Origin of the sequence: Streptomyces sp. NBC_01716, assembly GCF_036248275.1 — a bacterium.
Classification (GTDB): domain Bacteria; phylum Actinomycetota; class Actinomycetes; order Streptomycetales; family Streptomycetaceae; genus Streptomyces.
This window is the reverse complement of record NZ_CP109181.1, coordinates 6688258-6706845: the sequence shown is the minus strand read 5'-3', so window position 1 is coordinate 6706845 and position 18588 is coordinate 6688258. Positions and strand designations below refer to the sequence as shown.

At 73.5% G+C, this 18588-nt stretch carries 17 protein-coding genes and 1 pseudogene; 7 read left to right on the top strand and 11 right to left on the bottom strand.

Annotated features, from left to right (window positions below; all coding sequences use genetic code 11):
- Positions 1 to 254 precede the first annotated feature (254 nt).
- The gene (locus tag OIE74_RS29575) at positions 255 to 974 is read right to left on the bottom strand and encodes a VIT1/CCC1 transporter family protein (protein ID WP_443076386.1); all 720 of its coding nucleotides are present in this window, start codon (positions 972 to 974) and stop codon (positions 255 to 257) included.
- Between the two features lie 250 nt (positions 975 to 1224).
- On the opposite strand from OIE74_RS29575, the gene OIE74_RS29570 reads away from it, so the two are divergent.
- The 7 genes from OIE74_RS29570 to OIE74_RS29540 all read left to right on the top strand — a co-directional run bounded on the left by OIE74_RS29570 (position 1225) and on the right by OIE74_RS29540 (position 9693).
- Positions 1225 to 2262 carry an ADP-ribosylglycohydrolase family protein gene (locus tag OIE74_RS29570; RefSeq protein WP_329388975.1) on the top strand — a complete coding sequence of 346 codons (1038 nt, stop codon included), beginning with the start codon at positions 1225 to 1227 and terminating at the stop codon, positions 2260 to 2262.
- A 518-nt stretch (positions 2263 to 2780) separates the two neighbouring features.
- The gene (locus OIE74_RS29565) at positions 2781 to 3950 is read left to right on the top strand and encodes an ADP-ribosylglycohydrolase family protein (RefSeq protein ID WP_329392492.1); all 1170 of its coding nucleotides are present in this window, start codon (positions 2781 to 2783) and stop codon (positions 3948 to 3950) included.
- Positions 3951 to 4006: 56 nt separating this feature from the next.
- Positions 4007 to 5173, top strand: coding sequence for an ADP-ribosylglycohydrolase family protein (locus OIE74_RS29560; RefSeq protein ID WP_329388973.1), 1167 nt, complete (start codon positions 4007 to 4009; stop codon positions 5171 to 5173).
- Entirely contained in the window at positions 5170 to 6705 is a 1536-nt protein-coding gene (locus OIE74_RS29555) for an ADP-ribosylglycohydrolase family protein (protein WP_329388971.1), read from the top strand. Before OIE74_RS29560 ends, OIE74_RS29555 begins: the two co-directional genes overlap by 4 nt.
- On the top strand, positions 6702 to 7592 hold the full coding sequence (gene rbsK / locus OIE74_RS29550; protein WP_329388969.1) for a ribokinase: 891 nt from the start codon (positions 6702 to 6704) through the stop codon (positions 7590 to 7592). Before OIE74_RS29555 ends, rbsK begins: the two co-directional genes overlap by 4 nt.
- A complete protein-coding gene (locus OIE74_RS29545) occupies positions 7589 to 8824 on the top strand; it encodes a CaiB/BaiF CoA transferase family protein (RefSeq protein ID WP_329388967.1) in 1236 nt (411 codons plus the stop codon). Before rbsK ends, OIE74_RS29545 begins: the two co-directional genes overlap by 4 nt.
- Positions 8825 to 8850: 26 nt before the next feature.
- The gene (locus OIE74_RS29540) at positions 8851 to 9693 is read left to right on the top strand and encodes an HpcH/HpaI aldolase/citrate lyase family protein (RefSeq protein ID WP_329392491.1); all 843 of its coding nucleotides are present in this window, start codon (positions 8851 to 8853) and stop codon (positions 9691 to 9693) included.
- Positions 9694 to 9894: 201 nt separating this feature from the next.
- On the opposite strand, the gene lgt is transcribed toward OIE74_RS29540, so the two are convergent.
- The 10 genes and pseudogenes from lgt to OIE74_RS29490 all read right to left on the bottom strand — a co-directional run bounded on the left by lgt (position 9895) and on the right by OIE74_RS29490 (position 18577).
- Complete coding sequence (gene lgt / locus OIE74_RS29535) at positions 9895 to 10863, bottom strand: prolipoprotein diacylglyceryl transferase (RefSeq protein WP_329388965.1); 969 nt, start codon at positions 10861 to 10863, stop codon at positions 9895 to 9897.
- Between the two features lie 102 nt (positions 10864 to 10965).
- Positions 10966 to 11811, bottom strand: coding sequence for a DsbA family protein (locus OIE74_RS29530; RefSeq protein ID WP_329388963.1), 846 nt, complete (start codon positions 11809 to 11811; stop codon positions 10966 to 10968).
- A gap of 75 nt (positions 11812 to 11886) precedes the next feature.
- Complete coding sequence (gene trpA / locus OIE74_RS29525; RefSeq protein WP_329388962.1) at positions 11887 to 12699, bottom strand: tryptophan synthase subunit alpha; 813 nt, start codon at positions 12697 to 12699, stop codon at positions 11887 to 11889.
- Positions 12696 to 13961 (bottom strand): tryptophan synthase subunit beta, encoded by a 1266-nt coding sequence (trpB, locus tag OIE74_RS29520; protein WP_329388959.1) that lies wholly within the window; start codon positions 13959 to 13961, stop codon positions 12696 to 12698. The genes trpA and trpB overlap by 4 nt, the downstream gene beginning before the upstream one ends.
- A 152-nt stretch (positions 13962 to 14113) precedes the next feature.
- Complete coding sequence (gene trpM, locus OIE74_RS29515; RefSeq protein WP_329388958.1) at positions 14114 to 14326, bottom strand: tryptophan biosynthesis modulator TrpM; 213 nt, start codon at positions 14324 to 14326, stop codon at positions 14114 to 14116.
- Between the two features lie 6 nt (positions 14327 to 14332).
- Positions 14333 to 15142 (bottom strand): indole-3-glycerol phosphate synthase TrpC, encoded by an 810-nt coding sequence (trpC, locus tag OIE74_RS29510; protein ID WP_329388956.1) that lies wholly within the window; start codon positions 15140 to 15142, stop codon positions 14333 to 14335.
- 125 nt (positions 15143 to 15267) lie between these two features.
- Complete coding sequence (locus OIE74_RS29505; RefSeq protein ID WP_329392490.1) at positions 15268 to 15705, bottom strand: DUF2752 domain-containing protein; 438 nt, start codon at positions 15703 to 15705, stop codon at positions 15268 to 15270.
- A 285-nt stretch (positions 15706 to 15990) separates the two neighbouring features.
- A pseudogene (locus OIE74_RS29500) lies at positions 15991 to 16230 on the bottom strand (HGxxPAAW family protein); the annotation flags it as partial.
- Positions 16231 to 16375: 145 nt separating this feature from the next.
- Positions 16376 to 17047 carry a TIGR02234 family membrane protein gene (locus OIE74_RS29495; RefSeq protein WP_329388954.1) on the bottom strand — a complete coding sequence of 224 codons (672 nt, stop codon included), beginning with the start codon at positions 17045 to 17047 and terminating at the stop codon, positions 16376 to 16378.
- A gap of 6 nt (positions 17048 to 17053) precedes the next feature.
- A complete protein-coding gene (locus OIE74_RS29490) occupies positions 17054 to 18577 on the bottom strand; it encodes an anthranilate synthase component I (RefSeq protein WP_329388952.1) in 1524 nt (507 codons plus the stop codon).
- Positions 18578 to 18588 lie beyond the last annotated feature (11 nt).

Sequence of the window (18588 nt, the reverse complement as noted above, 5' to 3'; positions counted from 1 at the left end):
CCGCGGCGCCTACGGGTCATGCCCGGAGTTCAAGCGTTCGAAACAACCGGGTAACGGCAAAAATATGTGACGCCACGCAAAGTGTCCCACCCAGGTGGGACAAGGCCGGAGGATGGTCGAGGGGATGTTCGTCACCACAGTGACGGCATGTCCCCGACCGCGCAATATGTCGTACGCCTGGTGGGCGGTGTGCCGGGCCGGGGCGGCAGACCGGGCTTGTCGCGGCGCCGGCCCACCACCCCGCCGGGGGCCGGCTAGACGGCCGCCCCGAACAGCGCCCCGAGCCCGTACGTGAGCGCCGCCGCCGTACCGCCGAGCAGCAGCTGCCGCAGACCGCTGTACCACCAGCTCCGCGCGGTGATCCGCGCCACGAGCGCGCCGCAGGCGAAGAGCCCGAGCAGCGCCACCAGCACGGCGGGCCACAGCTCGGTGGCGCCGATCAGATACGGCAGCACGGGCAGCAGCGCGCCCACCGCGAAGGAGCCGAACGAGGACACGGCGGCGACCATCGGGGACGGCAGATCGTCCGGGTCGACGCCCAGTTCCTCGCGCGCGTGGATCTCCAGCGCCAGCTCGGGGTCCTTCGAGAGCTGCTCCGCGACCTGGCGTGCCAGCTCCGGCTCCACACCGCGCGACTCGTACAGCTCGGCCAGCTCCGCCATCTCGTCCTTGGGGTACTTGCGCAGCTCCCGCCGCTCCACGTCCAGCTCGGCCTGGACGAGCTCGCTCTGCGACGCCACGGAAGTGTACTCACCCGCGGCCATCGAGAAGGCGCCGGCCGCCAGGCCCGCGAGGCCGGTGATGACGATGGTCTGCCGGTCGACGGAGCCGCCCGCCACGCCGGTCATCAGAGCCAGGTTCGAGACGAGTCCGTCCATCGCGCCGAACACGGCGGGGCGCAGCCAGCCGCCGTTCACATCGCGGTGCGTGTGATTGTCACGGTGTGCTCCGTGGAGTGACGCCTCGTTGTCCATGACGGACACGCTGTCCCCTTCCCAGCCGGTCCCGATGACCGGCTGATCCGGCTGCTCGGGCGTGGCGGGACACCCCGCCCACGGCTTCGAAAGTACGCACGAAACAGGGGCCCCGCCAGCAAGGAAAGCCATGCTTACCAAGGCACCAGCCGGGTGACAGAGGCGCTTGCGGGACTCTCGCGGGTCGCGGCGTGGGACGTATGGGAGGAAGAGTGGCCTCCCTGGGGCCCGATGCGCGAAAGGCCCCGCGATGGAGTTGACCGCCTGCGGTTCCGGCACCGGTCCCGCTCCGTCGAGGGTCACCGCTCTGCGGGAACGGGCGCGGGGTTCGCTGCTCGGCCTCGCGGTCGGCGACGCGCTCGGGGCGCCGGCCGAGAACATGCGCCCCTCGGAGATCCGCCGCCGCTGGGGCCGTATCGAGGGGTTCGTCAGCGACAACCCGGCCGGTACGGACGACACCGAGTACGCGATCTTCTCCGGTCTCCTCCTGGCCGGACACGGCTCGGCCCTGACGGTCGCCGATGCCGAGAACGCGTGGCACCACTGGCTGGCCGACCTGGACGAGGGAGCTTTCCGGGGGGCCGGGTTCAGCGAGCGCGGCACGCTGGAGAATCTGCGCAGGGGCCTCGCCGCGCCGATCACGGCGCAGCACCGGCACGCCTGGAGCGACGGCCTCGCGATGCGGGCGGCCCCGTTCGGCGTCTTCGCGGCGGGCAGCCCGGCCGAGGCGGCCAGGCTGGTCGCGGTCGACGGCACGGTCAGCCACGAGGGCGAGGGCATCTACGGCGGCCAGGCGGTGGCGGCGGGGGTCGCCGCCGCGATGACGGGCGCGGGCCCGGCGTCGGTGGTCGCGGCGGCGCTCTCGGTGATCCCGATGGACTCCTGGACGGCCCGTTCACTGCGCCGCGCGGTGGTCGCGGCGGGTCGCGAGTACCCCGACACGCTCACCATGGAGCGTGCGGTCCGCTCGGCGGTCGTGATCGGCGGCTATCCGTGGACGGACCTGGCGCCGGAGGCGGTGGGCCTGGCGCTCGGCGCGTTCGCGGCGGCCCGCGGCGACTTCCGTACGTCGGTCCTGACAGCGGTCAACATGGGCCGCGACGCGGACACGACGGCGGCGGTGGCGGGAGCACTGGCCGGAGCGGTGTCCGGCGCCGCAGCGATCCCCCAGGAATGGTCCTCGGCAATCGGCCCGGCCCGCGGCAGCTGCCTCCCATCGATGCGCGGCTACCACGTCCTGGAGATCGCAGACCTGCTGACTCCGGACGAGGACGGGGAGGGGTTGTGACGGGCGGGGAGGGGGGCGAGGGCGCGGGGGCGGACATCGGCACCTGGCTCGGTCCGCAGCCCGGGGGCGCGCTGAACGCGGGGCGGACGAGGACACAGGACGAGGCCCGGACCGGTTGGAACCCTGGCCGGGCGGAGGGTGACGAAGCACCGCCCGCCAGCCGGAACCCCGCCCACGCAGAGGGCGCGTACGAAACCCACGCCGCCGAACCGTCACCCGGCGCACAGCACGGTTCGCAGCCGCGGAACGCGCTGGGCGCGGAGGACGAAGTCCCAACCCGCCGAAACCCAGGCCGGCCGGAGGGCGCGGCTCGGGGAGCACACGACGTCGAGCCGTCGCCCGACGCCCAGCCCGGCCTTCAACAGCGGAATGTGCTGAGCGAGCCCTCGAAGCGCCGGAACCCGGCCGGGTCCGAGGGCGCGTACGGGACACCGCGCGGTTCGCAGCCGGCGGACGCGCGGGAACGGCCGCCGGCGCCCCGGCCGGACCGGAGCGCCGGCGCTCCCCGGTGTCAGCACCTGCGTGTCGGGGCGGGCGCCGGGCGCGAGCGGGTCGAAGGGTTGCTTCTCGGGCTGGCCGCCGGGGATGCCGCCGGGTGGCCCGCCGCGCGGCATCGGGCCGCGCGGATGCCCGAGTGGACCCGACGGCTCACCCGCGAGCTCGACACCTTCGCCGAGCAGAACGCCACCACCACCCTCCCCGTCCCCATCGCCCTCAACCAGCCCCCCGAGCCCCTGCGCCTCGGCCCGTCCGACGACGCCGAGTGGGCGGCGTTCGCCGCCGAGACCGTGCTCACCGCGTTCGGTGACCACTTCGCCGGCCTTCCCGCCGATCGCCGCACCCGCGCCGCCATCGACCTCGCCTGGTCCACCCTCGCCTGCGAGATCGCCGCGGCGGCGGACCGCGCGCCGGAGGTGGAGTCCGCCGTACTGCCGCTCCGCGCCCGGATCTCCGTACGTGCCGGGCTCGGCAATCTCGCCACCGGTCTGCGCCCGCCCGCGACCGGCCACGACAACCCGCACTACTTCGACGACGCGGCCTGCGTACGGGCCGTCGTCCTGGCGGTCACGTATCCGGGGCGTCCGCACGCCGCCGCCGAACTCGCCGAGTTCGACGCCCGCTACACGCAGGACGGCGACGGGGTGCACGGCGCCCGCGCGATGGCCGCCGCCGTGGCCGCGGCGCTCGGCGGCGCCGACACCGCGACCGCTGTCGCCGCCGCGCTCGAACAGCTGCCGGACAGCACGGAGATCGGCCGCAACGCCCAGCACGCGGTCAAGCTGGCGCGGGACTTCGCCGACGAGCCCGCCGGAGCTTTCGCGCTCGTCCCCCTGCTGGAGCATCAGATCGTCGACCACGTCTACAGCTACGGCATCGCCGCCGCCGAGACCGTGCCGGTCACCCTCGCCCTGACCCTCGCCTCCGGCGGGGACGTCCGCGCCGCCGTACCCGCCGCCGCCTGCCTCTCGCGGGTCGCGGACTCGGCGCCCGCGCTCGCCGGTGCGCTGACCGGGGCGCTCGGCGGGGGTGCGGCCGTGCCCCCGGCGTGGCGCGACGCCTGCCGCGTCCTGGCGGGCTGCGCCCTGCCGCGTCTCGCGGGCACGGACCTGGTCGAACTCGCCGGGCTGCTGACCCGCACGCTCGACTCGGCGAACTCGACGGACTCCGCGGACCACAACTCCCTTTAGCACCAAGGGCGGCGAGCTTCACCCCCACGGGACGTACCGGGGTGGACAATTCCGGCATGACGACGCTCACAGCATCCGCGACGCCCTCACTCCGAGACCGGATCGCCGGCAGTCTCGTCGGCGCGGCCGTCGGAGACGCGCTCGGCGGCCCCGTCGAGGGCTGGACCCCCGAGCAGATCATGGACCGGCACGGCGGCCGGGTGTCCGGCATCGTCGGCCCGTGGCACGAGGACTGGCGTACGGCGCGGCCCATCGCCCCGTACCACAAGGGCGACGGCCATGTCACCGACGACACCTTGATGACGCACGCGCTGGTGCGGGTGTACGCCACGGTCCGCGACCACCTCGACGCGTACGCCGTCGCCGACCATCTCGTCCCCGACCTGATCTCCACCCCGCGCTGGATCCCGGAGCTGGAGGCGGAGGCGCTGCCTCTCCAGCGGATCTTCCTCGCCGAGAAGTGGCTCGTCGCCCGTATCCACTACGGCCATGTGGACCCCCGCGAGGCGGGCGCCGGGAACATCGTCAATTGCGGTGCGGCGATGTACATGGCGCCGGTGGGCCTCGTCAACGCGGCGAACCCCGGTGCCGCGTACGCGGAGGCCGTCGACGTTGCCGGCGCGCACCAGTCCAGTTACGGCCGTGAGGCGGCCGGGGTCCTCGCGGCGGCCGTCGCGGCGGCGTGTGTGCCGGGCGCGACGCCGACGAGCGTCATCGACACGTGCCTCGGGCTCGCCAAGGACGGGACGCGCGCCGCGATCGAGGCGGTGTGCGAAGTGGCCGCCGCCCACGACGACTTCGAGCCGGCGCTGCGTCCGCTTCGGGAGGCCGTCGCGCCGTTCGACACCGTGGGCCCCGACTACCGCGCCCCGTCCCTCGGCGCGCGCCGTCCCTCGCGGCTGCACTCCATCGAGGAACTGCCCGTCGCCCTCGGCATGTTGCTCATCGGCGACGGCGACTACCGCCGTACGGTCCTCGGCTCCGTCAACTACGGCCGCGACTGCGACTCGATCGCCACGATGAGCGGGGCGGTGGCCGGGGCGCTGTCCGGCGGGGCGACGATCCCGCCCGACTGGGCGAAGCGTGTGTCGGAGGCGAGCCGCCTCGATCTGTACGGCCCGGGGCGGACGCTGACGAAGGTGGCGTACGAGATGTTCGCCCAGGACACGGCGCGCCGCCGGGCCCACGAGGCGGCGTTCGCCGAGCTGACGGTGGCGCGATGACGGAGCCGTTGCGGGTGACCTGGGTCCAGCCGGAGGACCTGCTGGGCCACGAGCTGCGCCAGGCGGCGGAGGACGGGCGCGACGCGACGGCGGTGGCCGCGCGGTGGCACGCCGGGGGCGGCCCCGCGTCCCCACCCCACGGGGGCGCCTCCACCCCACCGCCCCCCGCGCACCTGCGCACGCTGGCCGTGACGCTTCTGGATGAACTGGCGGAGCTGCCAAGCCCGTTGGCGGCCGATGAACCGACGGAGCTGCCGGAGATCGTAGGAGCGTGCGGCGACGCGTGGCCGACCGCGAGCGCGCCCGCCGCACGGGGGCCCGGCGGCCTGGCACCGGACCCGGGAGCGGGCAGTGCCGGCGATCACGCGCCGTCCACCACCGCGCCGCGAAGCGCGCCGCCCGGCCCGGCGGACGCGACCATCGGGGGGCCCGGGGGCCCACCCCCGGTTTCGGGAAGGGGCGGGGCCGGGGAACACACCCCCCTGAGCACCCACCAGCTGCACGCCGCCTGGCTCGGCCGCGCCGCCGGCTGTCTCCTCGGCAAACCCGTCGAGAAACTCCCACTCGCCGCCATCCGCGCACTCGCCCGCGCCACCGGCAACTGGCCCCTGAACAACTGGTTCACCGCCGAGGGCGTCCCGGCGGACCTCGCCGCCGCGCACCCCTGGAACCGGCGCTCCGCCGCCGACTCCCTCGCCGAGAACATCGACGGCATGCCCGAGGACGACGACCTCAACTACCCCCTGCTCAACGCGCTGTTGCTCCAGCGGTACGGCCGCGGCTTCCGCACCGCCGACGTCGCGCGTCTGTGGCTCGACCAGCTGCCCGCAGGACGTACGTTCACCGCCGAGCGCGTCGCGTACCGCAATCTGCTCTCGGGGATCGAGCCCCCGGACACGGCCCGGCACCACAACCCGTTCCGGGAGTGGATCGGCGCGGCCATCCGCGCGGACGTCCACGGCTGGACGCACGCGGGTGACCCCGCGTCGGCCGCCGCCCAGGCACACCGGGACGCCGCGCTGACGCACACCGCCAACGGGGTGTACAGCGCGATGTTCGTCGCGGGCACCATCGCCGCGGCCGGCGGCGGCGCCGACGTGCACGCCTCTCTGCGCGCCGGCCTCGCCGTCGTACCCCCGCGCTCACGACTCGCGGAGGCCGTCCGCGACGGGATCGGGACGGCCCGCGTCCACAATGGCTTCGACACCGTCGTCGACCGGCTGCACGCCGCCCATGGCCACTACCACTGGGTCCACGCCATCCCTAACGCCGCGCTCATCGCCGCCGCCCTCACCCACGCCGACGGCGACTTCACCGGCTCCATCTGCCGTGCCGTGTCCGGCGGTTGGGACACCGACTCCAACGGCGCGACGGCCGGGTCCGTCGCCGGTCTGCTCGCCGGGCACCCGGACCGGCTGCCCGAGCGGTGGACGGCTCCGCTCAAGAACCGCCTCGCCACCTCCGTCGTCGGATTCGACGGCACCGGCTTCGACGAACTCGCCCGACTCACCCAGGAGGCACTCCGCCCATGACCGGCATCGTGGTGCTCGGCAGCACCAACATGGACCTCGTCGCGTACGTCGCGCGGGCCCCGAAGCACGGGGAGACCGTCACGGGCCGTGAATTCCGTACGGTCCCCGGCGGCAAGGGCGCCAACCAGGCCGTCGCCGCCGCCCGCGCCGGTGGGGACGTGGCGATGATCGGCGCGGTCGGCGACGACGAGTTCGGCGTACGGCTCCGGCACACGCTCACCTCGTCCGGCGTCGACACCGACCTGCTCCACACCGCCGATGGCCCCTCCGGCACGGCGCACATCGTCGTGGACGACGAGGGCGGCAACGCGATCGTCGTCATCCCCGGCGCGAACGGCACCCTCACCGCGCTCGGCCCCGGCGAGGAGACCCTCATCGGCACCGCCGCCTCCCTGCTCCTCCAGCTCGAACTCCCGCTGAGCGTCGTACTCGACGGCGCGCGGGCGGCCAGGCGGCACCGGGTTCGGACGATCCTCACCCCCGCCCCCGTCCAGCCGCTGCCGCCCGAACTGCTCGCCGCCACCGATCTGTTGGTCCCCAACGAGCACGAGGCCGCGGAGCTCGCGGGCGTCGCCGACCCGCGCGAGGCGGCGAAGGTGCTGCTCCGGCAGGTCCCGGAGGTCGTGATCACCCTGGGCGCGGCGGGCTGTCTGTACGCGGCGCGCGACGCCGGGCCCGTCACCGTCCCCGCGCCGAAGGTGACCGCCGTGGACACGACGGCCGCCGGCGACACGTTCGTCGGCGCGCTGGCCGTGGCGATCGGCGAGGGCCGTCCGATGGCGGAGGCGACGCGCTGGGCGTCGGCCGCCGCCGCGCTCTGTGTGCGGCGCCACGGGGCGTCCACGTCCATGCCGTACCGCTGCGAGATCGACGAGGCCACGTCATGACCACCACGAACAGCACGGGCACCGGCACCGGGTCGAAGGCTCCCGCCGCTCCCCCGCTGGACGGCCTGCGCGTCCTGGACCTCGCCACCCTCTTCGCCGGGCCGCTCGCCGCCACGATGCTCGGTGACTTCGGCGCCGAGGTCATCAAGGTCGAGCACCCCACCCGCCCCGACCCGTCGCGCGGGCACGGCCCCGCGAAGGACGGCGTCGGCCTCTGGTGGAAGATCCTGGGCCGCAACAAGCGCACCATCACGCTCGACCTGTGCGGCCCGCCCGGCCGGGACGTCCTGCTGCGGCTGGCCGCCGAAGCGGACGTGATCATCGAGAACTTCCGCCCCGGCACGCTGGAGAAATGGGGCCTCGGCTGGGCCGAACTCTCCGCCGTCAACCCCCGGTTGGTGCTCGCCCGGGTCACCGGCTTCGGGCAGTTCGGCCCGTACTCCCGGCGTCCTGGCTTCGGCACGCTCGCCGAGGCGATGAGCGGGTTCGCCGCGATGACGGGCGAGCCCGACGGGCCGCCGACGCTGCCTCCGTTCGGTCTGGCCGACTCGATCGCGGCGCTGGCCACCGCGTACGCCGTGATGACCGCGCTCAACGGCCGGGCGACGACGGGGCGGGGACAGGTGGTCGATCTGGCGATCATCGAGCCGATCCTGACGGTGCTGGGGCCGCAGCCGCTCTGGTACGACCAGCTCGGCTACGTACAGCCCCGTACCGGCAACCGCTCCCGTAACAACGCCCCCCGCAACACCTACCGCACCGCCGACGGCTCCTGGCTCGCGGTCTCCACCTCCGCCCAGTCGGTCGCCGAGCGCGTCATGCGGCTGGTGGGCCGGGAGGAACTGGTCGACGAGCCGTGGTTCACCACCGGCAGCGGGCGGGCCGAACACGCCGACGTGCTGGACAAGGCGGTGGGCGAGTGGATCGCCCGGCGTTCACGCGACGACGCGATGGCCGCGTTCGAGAAGGCGGACGCGGCCATCGCCCCCGTCTACGACGTCCGCGACGTCATGAACGACCCGCACTACCGGGCGCTGGACAGCGTCACCGAGGTCGAGGATCCGGACCTCGGTCCGATCCGCATGCAGAACGTCCTCTTCCGGCTCTCGGAGACCCCCGGGGCCATCCGGTGGGCCGGCCGGCCGCACGGCGCCGACACGGACGCGGTCCTCACCGAGCTGGGCCTCTCCGCTGGGGAAATCGCGGCCCTCCGTGAGGAGGGCGCGCTGTGAGCCGCCCCGCGCCGCACGCCCCAGCCGTGCCGGGACGTCCGCACCCGACGTGCCCGCCGCACGCCCCGCTCACCTGGCTGTACGTGCCCGGGGACCGGCCCGACGTCGTACAGAAGGCGCTCGCCGCCGGAGCCGACGCGGTGATCGTCGATCTGGAGGACGCGGTCGCCACCGACCGCCGGGAGTACGCGCGCGCCGCGACGGCCGACCTGCTGGCCTCCCCCGGCGCGACCCCGGTCCATGTCCGTGTCGCCTGCGACGCCGACATCCCCGTGCTGGCCGGCCTCCCCGGTCTGGCGGGGCTGCGGCTGCCGAAGGTCACGCACGCGTCGGACATCCGCCGGGCCGCGGCCATGGCCCCGGGCGTCCCGCTGTACGCGCTGCTGGAGTCGGCCCTCGCCATCGAGAACGCCCACGCCATCGCCGCGGCCCATCCCCTCCTGCGGGGGATCGCACTCGGCGAGGCCGACCTCCGCGCCGATCTGGGGGTACGGAACGACGCCGGGCTCGACTGGCCGCGCAGCCGCGTCGTGGTGGCGGCACGGGCCGCCGGTCTGCCGGCGCCGGCCCAGTCCGTCTTCCCGGATGTGCGGGACCTGGAGGGGCTGGCGGCCTCGTGCGCGCACGGGCGCTCGCTGGGCTTCTTCGGGCGCTCCGCGATCCACCCGCGCCAGCTGCCGGTGATCGAACGCGCGTATCTCCCGACGGCGCGGGAGATCGAGTCGGCCACGGAGATCGTCGAGGCGGCGTCGAAGGACGCGGGTGCGCTGGCACTGCCGGACGGCCGCTTCGTGGACGCGGCGATCGTCACGGCGGCTCACCACACACTCACCCTGGCGGCCCGCGAACGGGGCGTGCTGCAGAACTGACGGCCCGAATGGGCCTCCGTGCCCGACGTCTCAGCCTGGCACGCTCCCGGCGTTGCCGAAACCGGGCCAACGAGCTATCCGCCCCCGGCGGGCCGACGCGCGCCCGTCAGGCGGGCACACGAAAGATCCGCCGGGCCTCCTGAGGAGGTCCGGCGGCCCTTTGGACCGTGTCTGGCAAACCCTGCCTGGCTGTCGCAGCCGTCAGGCGTTCTTGGCCGCCGCGGTGTCGGAGCTGCTCTCCGCGTCCGGGGCGGCATCCGCCCCGGCCCCGGCCGTCTCGGGCTCGTCGCCCTTCTTGAGCTCGACCTCGGCGTCGCCGTCCTCGGTCTTGGCCTTCGCGTCCTTGCCGAGCGTCTCGCGGTCCGGCTCGACGATCTCCTCGCGACCCGGGCGAATCCGCGCCGAGATCACGATGTAGACCACCGCGAGGACGAAGACGATGATCGCGGTCCACACGTTGAGGCGGAGCCCCAGCACGTGGTGCGCCTCGTCGACGCGCATGTACTCGATCCAGGACCGGCCTACACAGTACGCGGCGACGTAGAGCGCGAAGGCGCGTCCGTGGCCGAGCTTGAAGCGGCGGTCGGCCCAGACCACGAGCAGCGCGACGCCGACGCACCACAGCGACTCGTAGAGGAACGTCGGGTGGTACGTACCGCCCTCGCGGTTCACCCCGTCGGAGATCTCCACGGCCCACGGCAGATCGGTGGCCTTGCCGTACAGCTCCTGGTTGAACCAGTTGCCCCAGCGGCCGATGGCCTGGGCCAGCACGATCGCGGGTGCGATGGCGTCCGCGTACGCGGGCAGCGGGATGCCCCGGCGGCGACAGCCGATCCACGCGCCGACGGCGCCGAAGGCGATCGCGCCCCAGATTCCGAGGCCGCCCTCCCAGATCTTGAAGGCGTCGACCCAGTTCTTACCGTCGCTGAAGTACAGCTGGTAGTCGGTGATCACGTGGTAGAGCCGGCCGCCGACAAGTCCGAAGGGCACGGCCCAGACGGAGATGTCGGCCACGGTGCCGGCCTTGCCGCCGCGGGCGATCCAGCGCTTGTTGCCGTACCAGACGGCGACGAAGACACCGAGAATGATGCAGAACGCATAGCCGCGCAGCGGAAGCGGTCCGAGATGGACCACGCCGCTCGACGGACTGGGGATATAGGCAAATTCCATGGCGGTTCCGACGCTACCGTGCCGGGCGGGGAGTACGGCAACCCGCCCGGCAACGTATGGATAACGAGCCCGCGCGAAAAAGCCCCCGCGCGGCCCGCCGGCTCAGGAGGGAGAGGCCCCGGTGTCCGGGGGCGTCGCCGGTGCGGTGCCCGGCTGCTTGCCCTTGTTGGCCTCCCTGACCCACCTCTTGAAGTTGTCCGGAGTGATGTTCTCGGCGCCCTTCTTGGGGAAGACCGATTCACCGTTGAGCAGGACGGTCGGCGTGCCGCTGAAGCCGCCCTTCTGGAACGCCGCGTTCGAGTTCATCACCCATTTGTCGTGCTTGCCGTCCTCCACGCACTGACGGAAGCCGGGGGCCGACTCCAGGCCGTCGGCCTTGCCCGCGAGCTCCAGCAGCCGCGCGTTGTCAGCGAAGGCGTCGTCGGGCTCCGGCGGCTGATTCTGGAAGAGCGTGTCGTGGTACGGCGCGAACTTGCCCGCGTCCTGGGCGCAGGCCGCCGCGTTGGCCGCGCGCAGCGAGCCCGTACCACCCATGTTGCCGTCGATGATCGTGGCGAGGTGGTAGTCGACCTTGAGCTGACCGTCGGTCTCCAGCTCCTTGATCGTGTCCCTGAACGCGTTCTCGAACTGGGCGCAGGCCGGACAGCGGAAGTCCTCCCACACGGTGAGGGTCGACGGGGCGTCGGCCTTGCCCACCGGGATCGACAGCTCGTCCTTGCCCTGTGCGCCCGACGGCGCGAGAACGGGGCCCGCGGCGCCTCTCTCGCCCTTGTCCTCGTTCGCGTTGCTCGCGACGAGTCCGATCGCCGCCGCCACACCCAGCACGCCCACCACCGCCGCCGAGACGACGAGAGTGCGCCTGCGCCGCTCCCGCTTCTTGTCCCGCTCACGCTGCTCCTGGAGCCGCTCTCGGGCGCTCCTCTTTGCCTCACGGTTCTTCTCGCTCACGCCTCAGCAACGAACCGGGGAGGCACGTACGCACCTCCCCGGTCCCATGTCCACCCGTATGAGCTACCGCACCCGTCAGCGCTTGCGAACGCCTTCCGCCAGGTCGGCGGCGAGCCCGCGGACCGCGAGGACTCCCGCCCCGGTGTCGGGCGCGTCCAGCATCAGCTTGACGAAGGCCGAGCCGACGATGACCCCGTCGGCGAACGAGGCGACCTCGGCGGCCTGCGCCGCGTCGGAGACCCCGAGCCCCACGCACACCGGCAGATCGGTGGTGGCGCGGGTCCGCCGCACCAGGTCCTGGGCCTGCGCGCCCACCGACTGCCGGGTGCCGGTGACACCCATCAGGGAGGCGGCGTAGACGAACCCGGAGCCGGCGGAGGTGATCTTCGCGAGCCGGTCGTCCCTGCTGCTGGGCGCGACCACGAAGACGGTGGCGAGGCCCTGCTTCTCGGCGTGCTGCCGCCACACGTCGGACTCCTGCACGGGCAGGTCGGGCAGGATGCACCCGGCGCCGCCCGCCTCGGCCAGCTCGGTGGTGAAGCGCTCGATGCCGTACCGGTCGATCGGGTTCCAGTACGTCATGACCAGCACGGGCTTCCCGGTGGCCTCGTACGCCTCGCGGACCGTACGCATCACGTCCGCGATCTTCACGCCGCCCTTGAGGGCGATGTCGTCGGCGGTCTGGATGACGGGGCCGTCGAGCACCGGGTCGCTGTGCGGCAGCCCGATCTCGACGACGTCGGCGCCGCCGTCGAGGACGGCCTTCACGGCGTCGATGCCGCCGTCCACCGTCGGGAATCCGGCCGGCAGATAGGCGATGAGCGCGGCGCGCCCCTCGCTCCGCGCCGCCGCGAGGGTGTCGCTCAACAGCTGGATGTTCCCGCTCACTTGGCGCTCTCCTCGTCGTACAGCCCGAAGTAGCGGGCGGCGGTGTCCATGTCCTTGTCGCCGCGCCCGGAGAGGTTGACGACGATCAGGCCGTCCTTCCCCAGCTCACGGCCGACCTCCAGCGCCCCGGCGAGCGCGTGCGCGCTCTCGATGGCCGGAATGATGCCCTCGGTGCGGGAGAGCAGCAGCAGGGCCTTCATCGCGTCGTCGTCGGTCACGGCGCGGTACTCGCCGCGCCCGCTGTCCTTGAGGTACGCGTGCTCGGGGCCGATGCCCGGGTAGTCGAGTCCGGCCGAGATCGAGTACGGCTCGGTGATCTGGCCCTCCTCGTCCTGGAGGACGTAGGACCGCGAACCGTGCAGGATGCCGGGCTCGCCCGCGCTCAGCGTGGCCGCGTGTTCGCCGCTCGCGATGCCGTGACCGGCCGGCTCGCAGCCCACCAGCCGTACGTCGTCGTCGGCGAGGAACGCGTGGAAGAGACCGATCGCGTTGGACCCGCCTCCCACACAGGCGACGGCGGCGTCGGGCAGCCGGCCCGCCCGCTGAAGGATCTGGCGGCGCGCCTCGACGCCGATGACGCGGTGGAAGTCCCGCACCATCGCGGGGAAGGGGTGCGGTCCGGCGACGGTGCCGAAGAGGTAGTGCGTACGGTCCACGTTGGCGACCCAGTCGCGGAACGCCTCGTTGATGGCGTCCTTCAGGGTGCGGCTGCCGGACCTGACCGGTACGACCTCGGCGCCGAGCATCCGCATGCGGGCGACGTTCAGCGCCTGGCGCTCGGTGTCGATCTCGCCCATGTAGATGGTGCATTCGAGCCCGAACAGCGCGCAGGCGGTCGCGGTGGCGACGCCGTGCTGTCCGGCGCCGGTCTCGGCGATGACGCGGGTCTTGCCCATGCGCCTGGTGAGCAGCGCCTGGCCGAGCACATTGTTGATCTTGTGGGACCCGGTGTGGTTCAGGTCCTCCCGCTTGAGGAAGACCCGGGCGCCGCCGGCCTCCTCGGCGAACCGCGGGACCTCGGTGAGGGCGCTGGGGCGGCCGGTGTAGTTGACCATGAGGTCGTTGAGCTCGTCGGCGAAGGCGGGGTCGCCCTTGGCCTTCTCGTACTCGACGGCGACCTCGTCCACGGCGGCGACGAGCGCTTCGGGGATGAACTTGCCGCCGTACGCGCCGAAGTAGCCGTCGGTGTTCGGACTCAGGCCCTCGGGGTCGGGAATGAAGAAACCGGAAGAACCGGAAGAAGTGGTGGGAGCGGACGTCACGGATGATCTCCTCATGGAGCGGCGGAGCGACGGGTGGGTGCACCGTGGGCGCCATGGGCAAGGCCGCCCCGTGACCGGCGTGGGCCGGGAGGGGCGTGGGTCGTGGACCGGTCTTCCGGGCGTGTGTCGCCGCGGCGGGTGTCCGCCTGGGCTCAGTGGTCGCGGTCGGAAGGGCCTCGCCGGAGCGCGGCCCGGGGCCATCGCATCCCGTTGACCTGACCGGGTTCGTCACCGATCACGTACCGCACCCGCCGCCCGTGCACCCGCCGCGCGGGGGCCCGGCAGCCGCGCGGCCGGCACCCGCGCGCCAGCGGCGCGTGGGGCACGGGCACGACGGCCGGGCGTCCGGAGGCGGGGATGGGCATCGGGGGTCAGCTCCGCCCGTGCCGCAGGGCCGGGTGCGCGCCCGCGGCGACCAGATCGGCCACCGCCGTCTTCGGGTCGCGCCCGGTGACCAGGGACTCGCCGACGAGCACCGAGTCGGCGCCCGTGTTGGCGTAGGCGATGAGGTCGTGCGGTCCGCGCACACCGGACTCGGCGATCTTGACGATGCCGTCCGGGATCTCGGGGGCGAGCCGCTCGAACGTGCCGCGGTCCACCTTCAGCGTCTTCAGGTCGCGCGCGTTGACCCCGATGACCCGCGCCCCCGCGTCGACCGCGCGCTCGACCTCGTCCTCGTCGTGCACCTCGACGATCGGGGTCAGCCCGATGGACTCGGCGCGCTCGATGAGCGAGACGAGCGCGGGCTGCTCCAGGGCGGCGACGATCAGCAGGGCGAGGTCGGCGCCGTACGCGCGCGCCTCCCACAGCTGGTACGCCGTGACGATGAAGTCCTTGCGCAGGACGGGGATGTCGACCCTGGCCCGTACGGCTTCGAGGTCGGCGAGCGAGCCGCCGAAGCGGCGCTGCTCGGTCAGTACGGAGATGGCGGCGGCGCCGCCCGCCTCGTAGTCGGCGGCCAGTCCGGCGGGGTCGGCGATCGCGGCCAGCGCGCCCTTGGAGGGGCTGGAGCGCTTGACCTCGCAGATGACCGTGACGCCCTCGCCGCGCAGTGCGGCGACGCCGTCCTTGGCAGGCCGCGCCTTGCCCGCGCGCTCCTTGAGCTCGTCGAGGCTGACGCGCGCCTGCCGCTCCGCGAGGTCGGCGCGTACGCCTTCGATGATCTCGTCGAGCACACTCACGCGAGCGGCCCCCTTCCGGGAACGGTGTCGGATTCAGCCATGGATGAGGATCAGCCATGTCGATGGTATCCGGAGGAGGGCCGAGGGCCCGCATCCACCGGTCCACCCTCCCACCACCTGGCACTTCACGGGGCGAGCGACGAGCCGAAAGGAAGGTTTCGCAGCACCGTGAAAACCACGATGACCGCGCCGACGGCCCATCCCGTGAAGGGTGGCACCGAGACCCGGGGCCGTGTTCCGCGAGCGACGAGAATCAGCCAGCCCAGCCACACCGCCGCGAAGATCGCGTAGCCGACGACGGCGAGCGCGTTGGAACCGAACGCGGCGGCGATGTCGCCGTGCGCGACGGCGTGCGCGCTGCGCAGACCGCCGCAGCCGGGGCAGTAGAGGCCGGTCATGCTGAGCAGCGGGCAGACGGGGTAGTGGCCACTCTCGTTGGGGTCGACCAGGCCGACGTAGGTGAAGGCGGCGACGACGCCGGCGAGCGTGCCGAGCGGGGCGAGTAGCCGCCGGGCGCGGGTCGCCGGAGCGGGTGCCGGGGGCGGCGCGGCGGGTGCAGGCATGGCGTCCACCGGGTGATTGTCCCCCGTGCGGGCGGGAAAGCGCAGCCGGACCCCGCGCCGTACCCCGTACGCGCGCCGCCGATGAGCGTCCGCCGTACGACGAAGGCGCAGCCCGGCGGTGGCGGGGCTGCGCCTGGTGTCGCTGTGCGGAGTACGTTCCCGTAAGGCCGCGGGGGTTGGTTACGCGGTCTGCTTCGCGGGCTCGGGGCCCGCCTGCGCGACCTGCGGCTCACCGGTCGGGTGGCCCTCACCGCGTGCCACGGCCTCGCGCTCCGCACGGTCAAGGGACGCCCGCGCGGCCTCCACGCGGGCCTGCTTCGCCGCTTCGGACTCCTTCACCGCGCCGAGGCCGGCGGCCCGCATGGCGAGGCCGACGATGCCGCCGAGGAGGACGACCGCGAGGCCGCCCACGAACCCGAGGGGGTCGGCCGCCACCATGAAGACGCCTGCGATGCCGAAGCCGATGACAGAGATGGTGACACCGGTCCAGGCGGCCGGGGTGTGTCCGTGGCTGCTGCCCGCCATGAATTCGCTCCTCGTTTGCTGATGTGCTGCGCTGGTGTGCTGCTGTGGCGCTGGGGTCGCGCGCCGGCCGGGCCGAACGCTCACCGTTCATTGTCCCGCACCCCCCGGCGTTCCCCCTCGGGGGGTCCGGGCCGCGGTCGCCTCTTCAGCCCGTGGGGTCCTCGCCCCGGTCCAGGGCCTTCCAGATGTCCTCGGGCCGGTCGGGGTCGGTGGCCTTGGCGGGCCCGGCCGCCGGCCTTCGGACGCGGGCGGCGCGCGGGGTGCCGTCGCGCTCGTAGCGGCCCGACATGGTGGGCCAGTGTGATCCGTATCGCAGGGCCAGCAGACCGGCGAGGAGGATCAGTACGCCGCCGGCCGCCGTCACGTAGGGCCAGGCGGTGTGGATGAGGCCGTCGACGGTCGCGGCCGTGTCGCCGGTCGTACGGGCGGCCTCGTCGTCGAGGGCCGAGCTGTCGTTGGCGCCGACGAGCGCGGCGACTGCCGCGCCCGCGCCGCTGAGGGCGAGCAGCGCGGAGACCAGCAGCCGCCCGCCCGTACGGACGGCGAAGACGGCCACGAGGGCGGCGAGGCCCGCGATGGCGAGCGCGGCGGGGACACCGGTGACGTCACGGCCGCCGACGTGGAGCGACACGCTGCCGCCCGCCACGGTGGCGATGCCGTCGGCCCAGGTCTGGCCGGAGGCGATCAGCACCACGGCGGAGCCGGCGGCGCCGAGGAGGAGGGCTATGCCGAGACTTCGGCCGGCGCGCCTTCTCGTGGCGTCCGCCGTCGTCTCGGCGCGGGGCTGGGGAATCGGTACGGCACTCACCCGCCCCACTATCCCCTACCGCTCCCGCGCCGCCTCGGACGGGCCCGTGCCGGGCCCTCCCAGCCGGTTCGCGGTGTGCACCGCGCGCAGCACCGCGGCGGCCTTGTTGCGGCACTCGGTGTCCTCGGCGACGGGGTCCGAGTCGGCGACGACGCCGGCGCCGGCCTGGACGTACGCGGTGCCGTCCCTGAGCAGGGCCGTACGGATGGCGATGGCGGTGTCGGAGTCGCCGGCGAAGTCGAGGTAGCCGACGCAGCCTCCGTACAGACCGCGCCGCGTGGGCTCCAGCTCGTCGATGATCTGCAGGGCGCGCGGCTTAGGGGCGCCGGAGAGCGTGCCGGCGGGGAAGCAGGCGGTCAGCACGTCGAAGGCGGTACGGCCTTCGGCCACCTGGCCGGTGACGGTCGAGACGATGTGCATGACATGCGAGTAGCGCTCGACGGACATGAAGTCGACGACCTCGACGCTGCCGGGTTCGCAGACCCGCCCCAGGTCGTTGCGGCCGAGGTCGACCAGCATCAGGTGCTCGGCGCGCTCCTTGGGGTCGGCGAGCAGTTCGTCGGCGAGGGCCTGGTCGTCCTGCGGGGTCGCGCCGCGCGGGCGGGTGCCGGCGATGGGGTGGACCATCGCGTGCCCGTCCTCGACCTTGACCAGCGCCTCCGGGCTGGAGCCGACGACGTCGAAGCCGTCGAAGCGGAAGAGGTACATGTACGGGCTCGGGTTGGTGGCCCGCAGTACCCGGTAGACGTCGAGGGCGCTCGCCTCGCAGGGGGTCTCGAACCGCTGCGAGGGCACGACCTGGAAGGCCTCGCCCGCCCTGATGCGCTCCTTGATGTCGTCCACGGCCTCCTGGTAGGCCTCGCCGCCCCAGAGCGCGGTGTACGGGGGCAGTTCGGACGGCGGCAGCGCGGTGGGGAGGCTGTCCACGGGGCGCGCCAGGTCCCGTTCCATGGCGTCGAGCCGCTCGACGGCGTCCGCGTAGGCCTCGTCCACGCCGGTGTCGAGGTCGTTGTGGTTGATCGCGTTGGCGATGAGCAGGACGGTGCCGGAGCGGTGGTCCAGGACAGCGAGGTCGGAGGTGAGCAGCATCGTCAGCTCGGGCAGCCGCAGATCGTCGCGCGCGTGGTCGCCGATCTTCTTCTCCAGCCGCCGTACGACGTCGAAGCCGAGGTAGCCGACCATGCCGCCGGTGAAGGGCGGCCGGTCACCGTCGTGGTCGTGCGGGGTGTGCAGGGCCTCCACGGTGGCGCCCAGGGCGGCCAGGGGGTCTCCGTCGACGGGAACGCCGACGGGCGGGGTGCCGAGCCAGTGGGTCCGGCCGTCGCGTTCCGTGAGGGTGGCGGCGGACCGGACGCCGACGAACGAGTAGCGCGACCAGGAGCGGCCGTTCTCGGCGGATTCGAGGAGGAATGTCCCGGGGCGTTCGGCGGCGAGCTTGCGGTAGAGACCGACGGGGGTGTCGCCGTCCGCGAGGAGCCTGCGGCCGACCGGGATGACACGGCGGTCGACCGCCAGCTTGCGGAAGGTGTCGAGATCCATGGCAGCGGAGC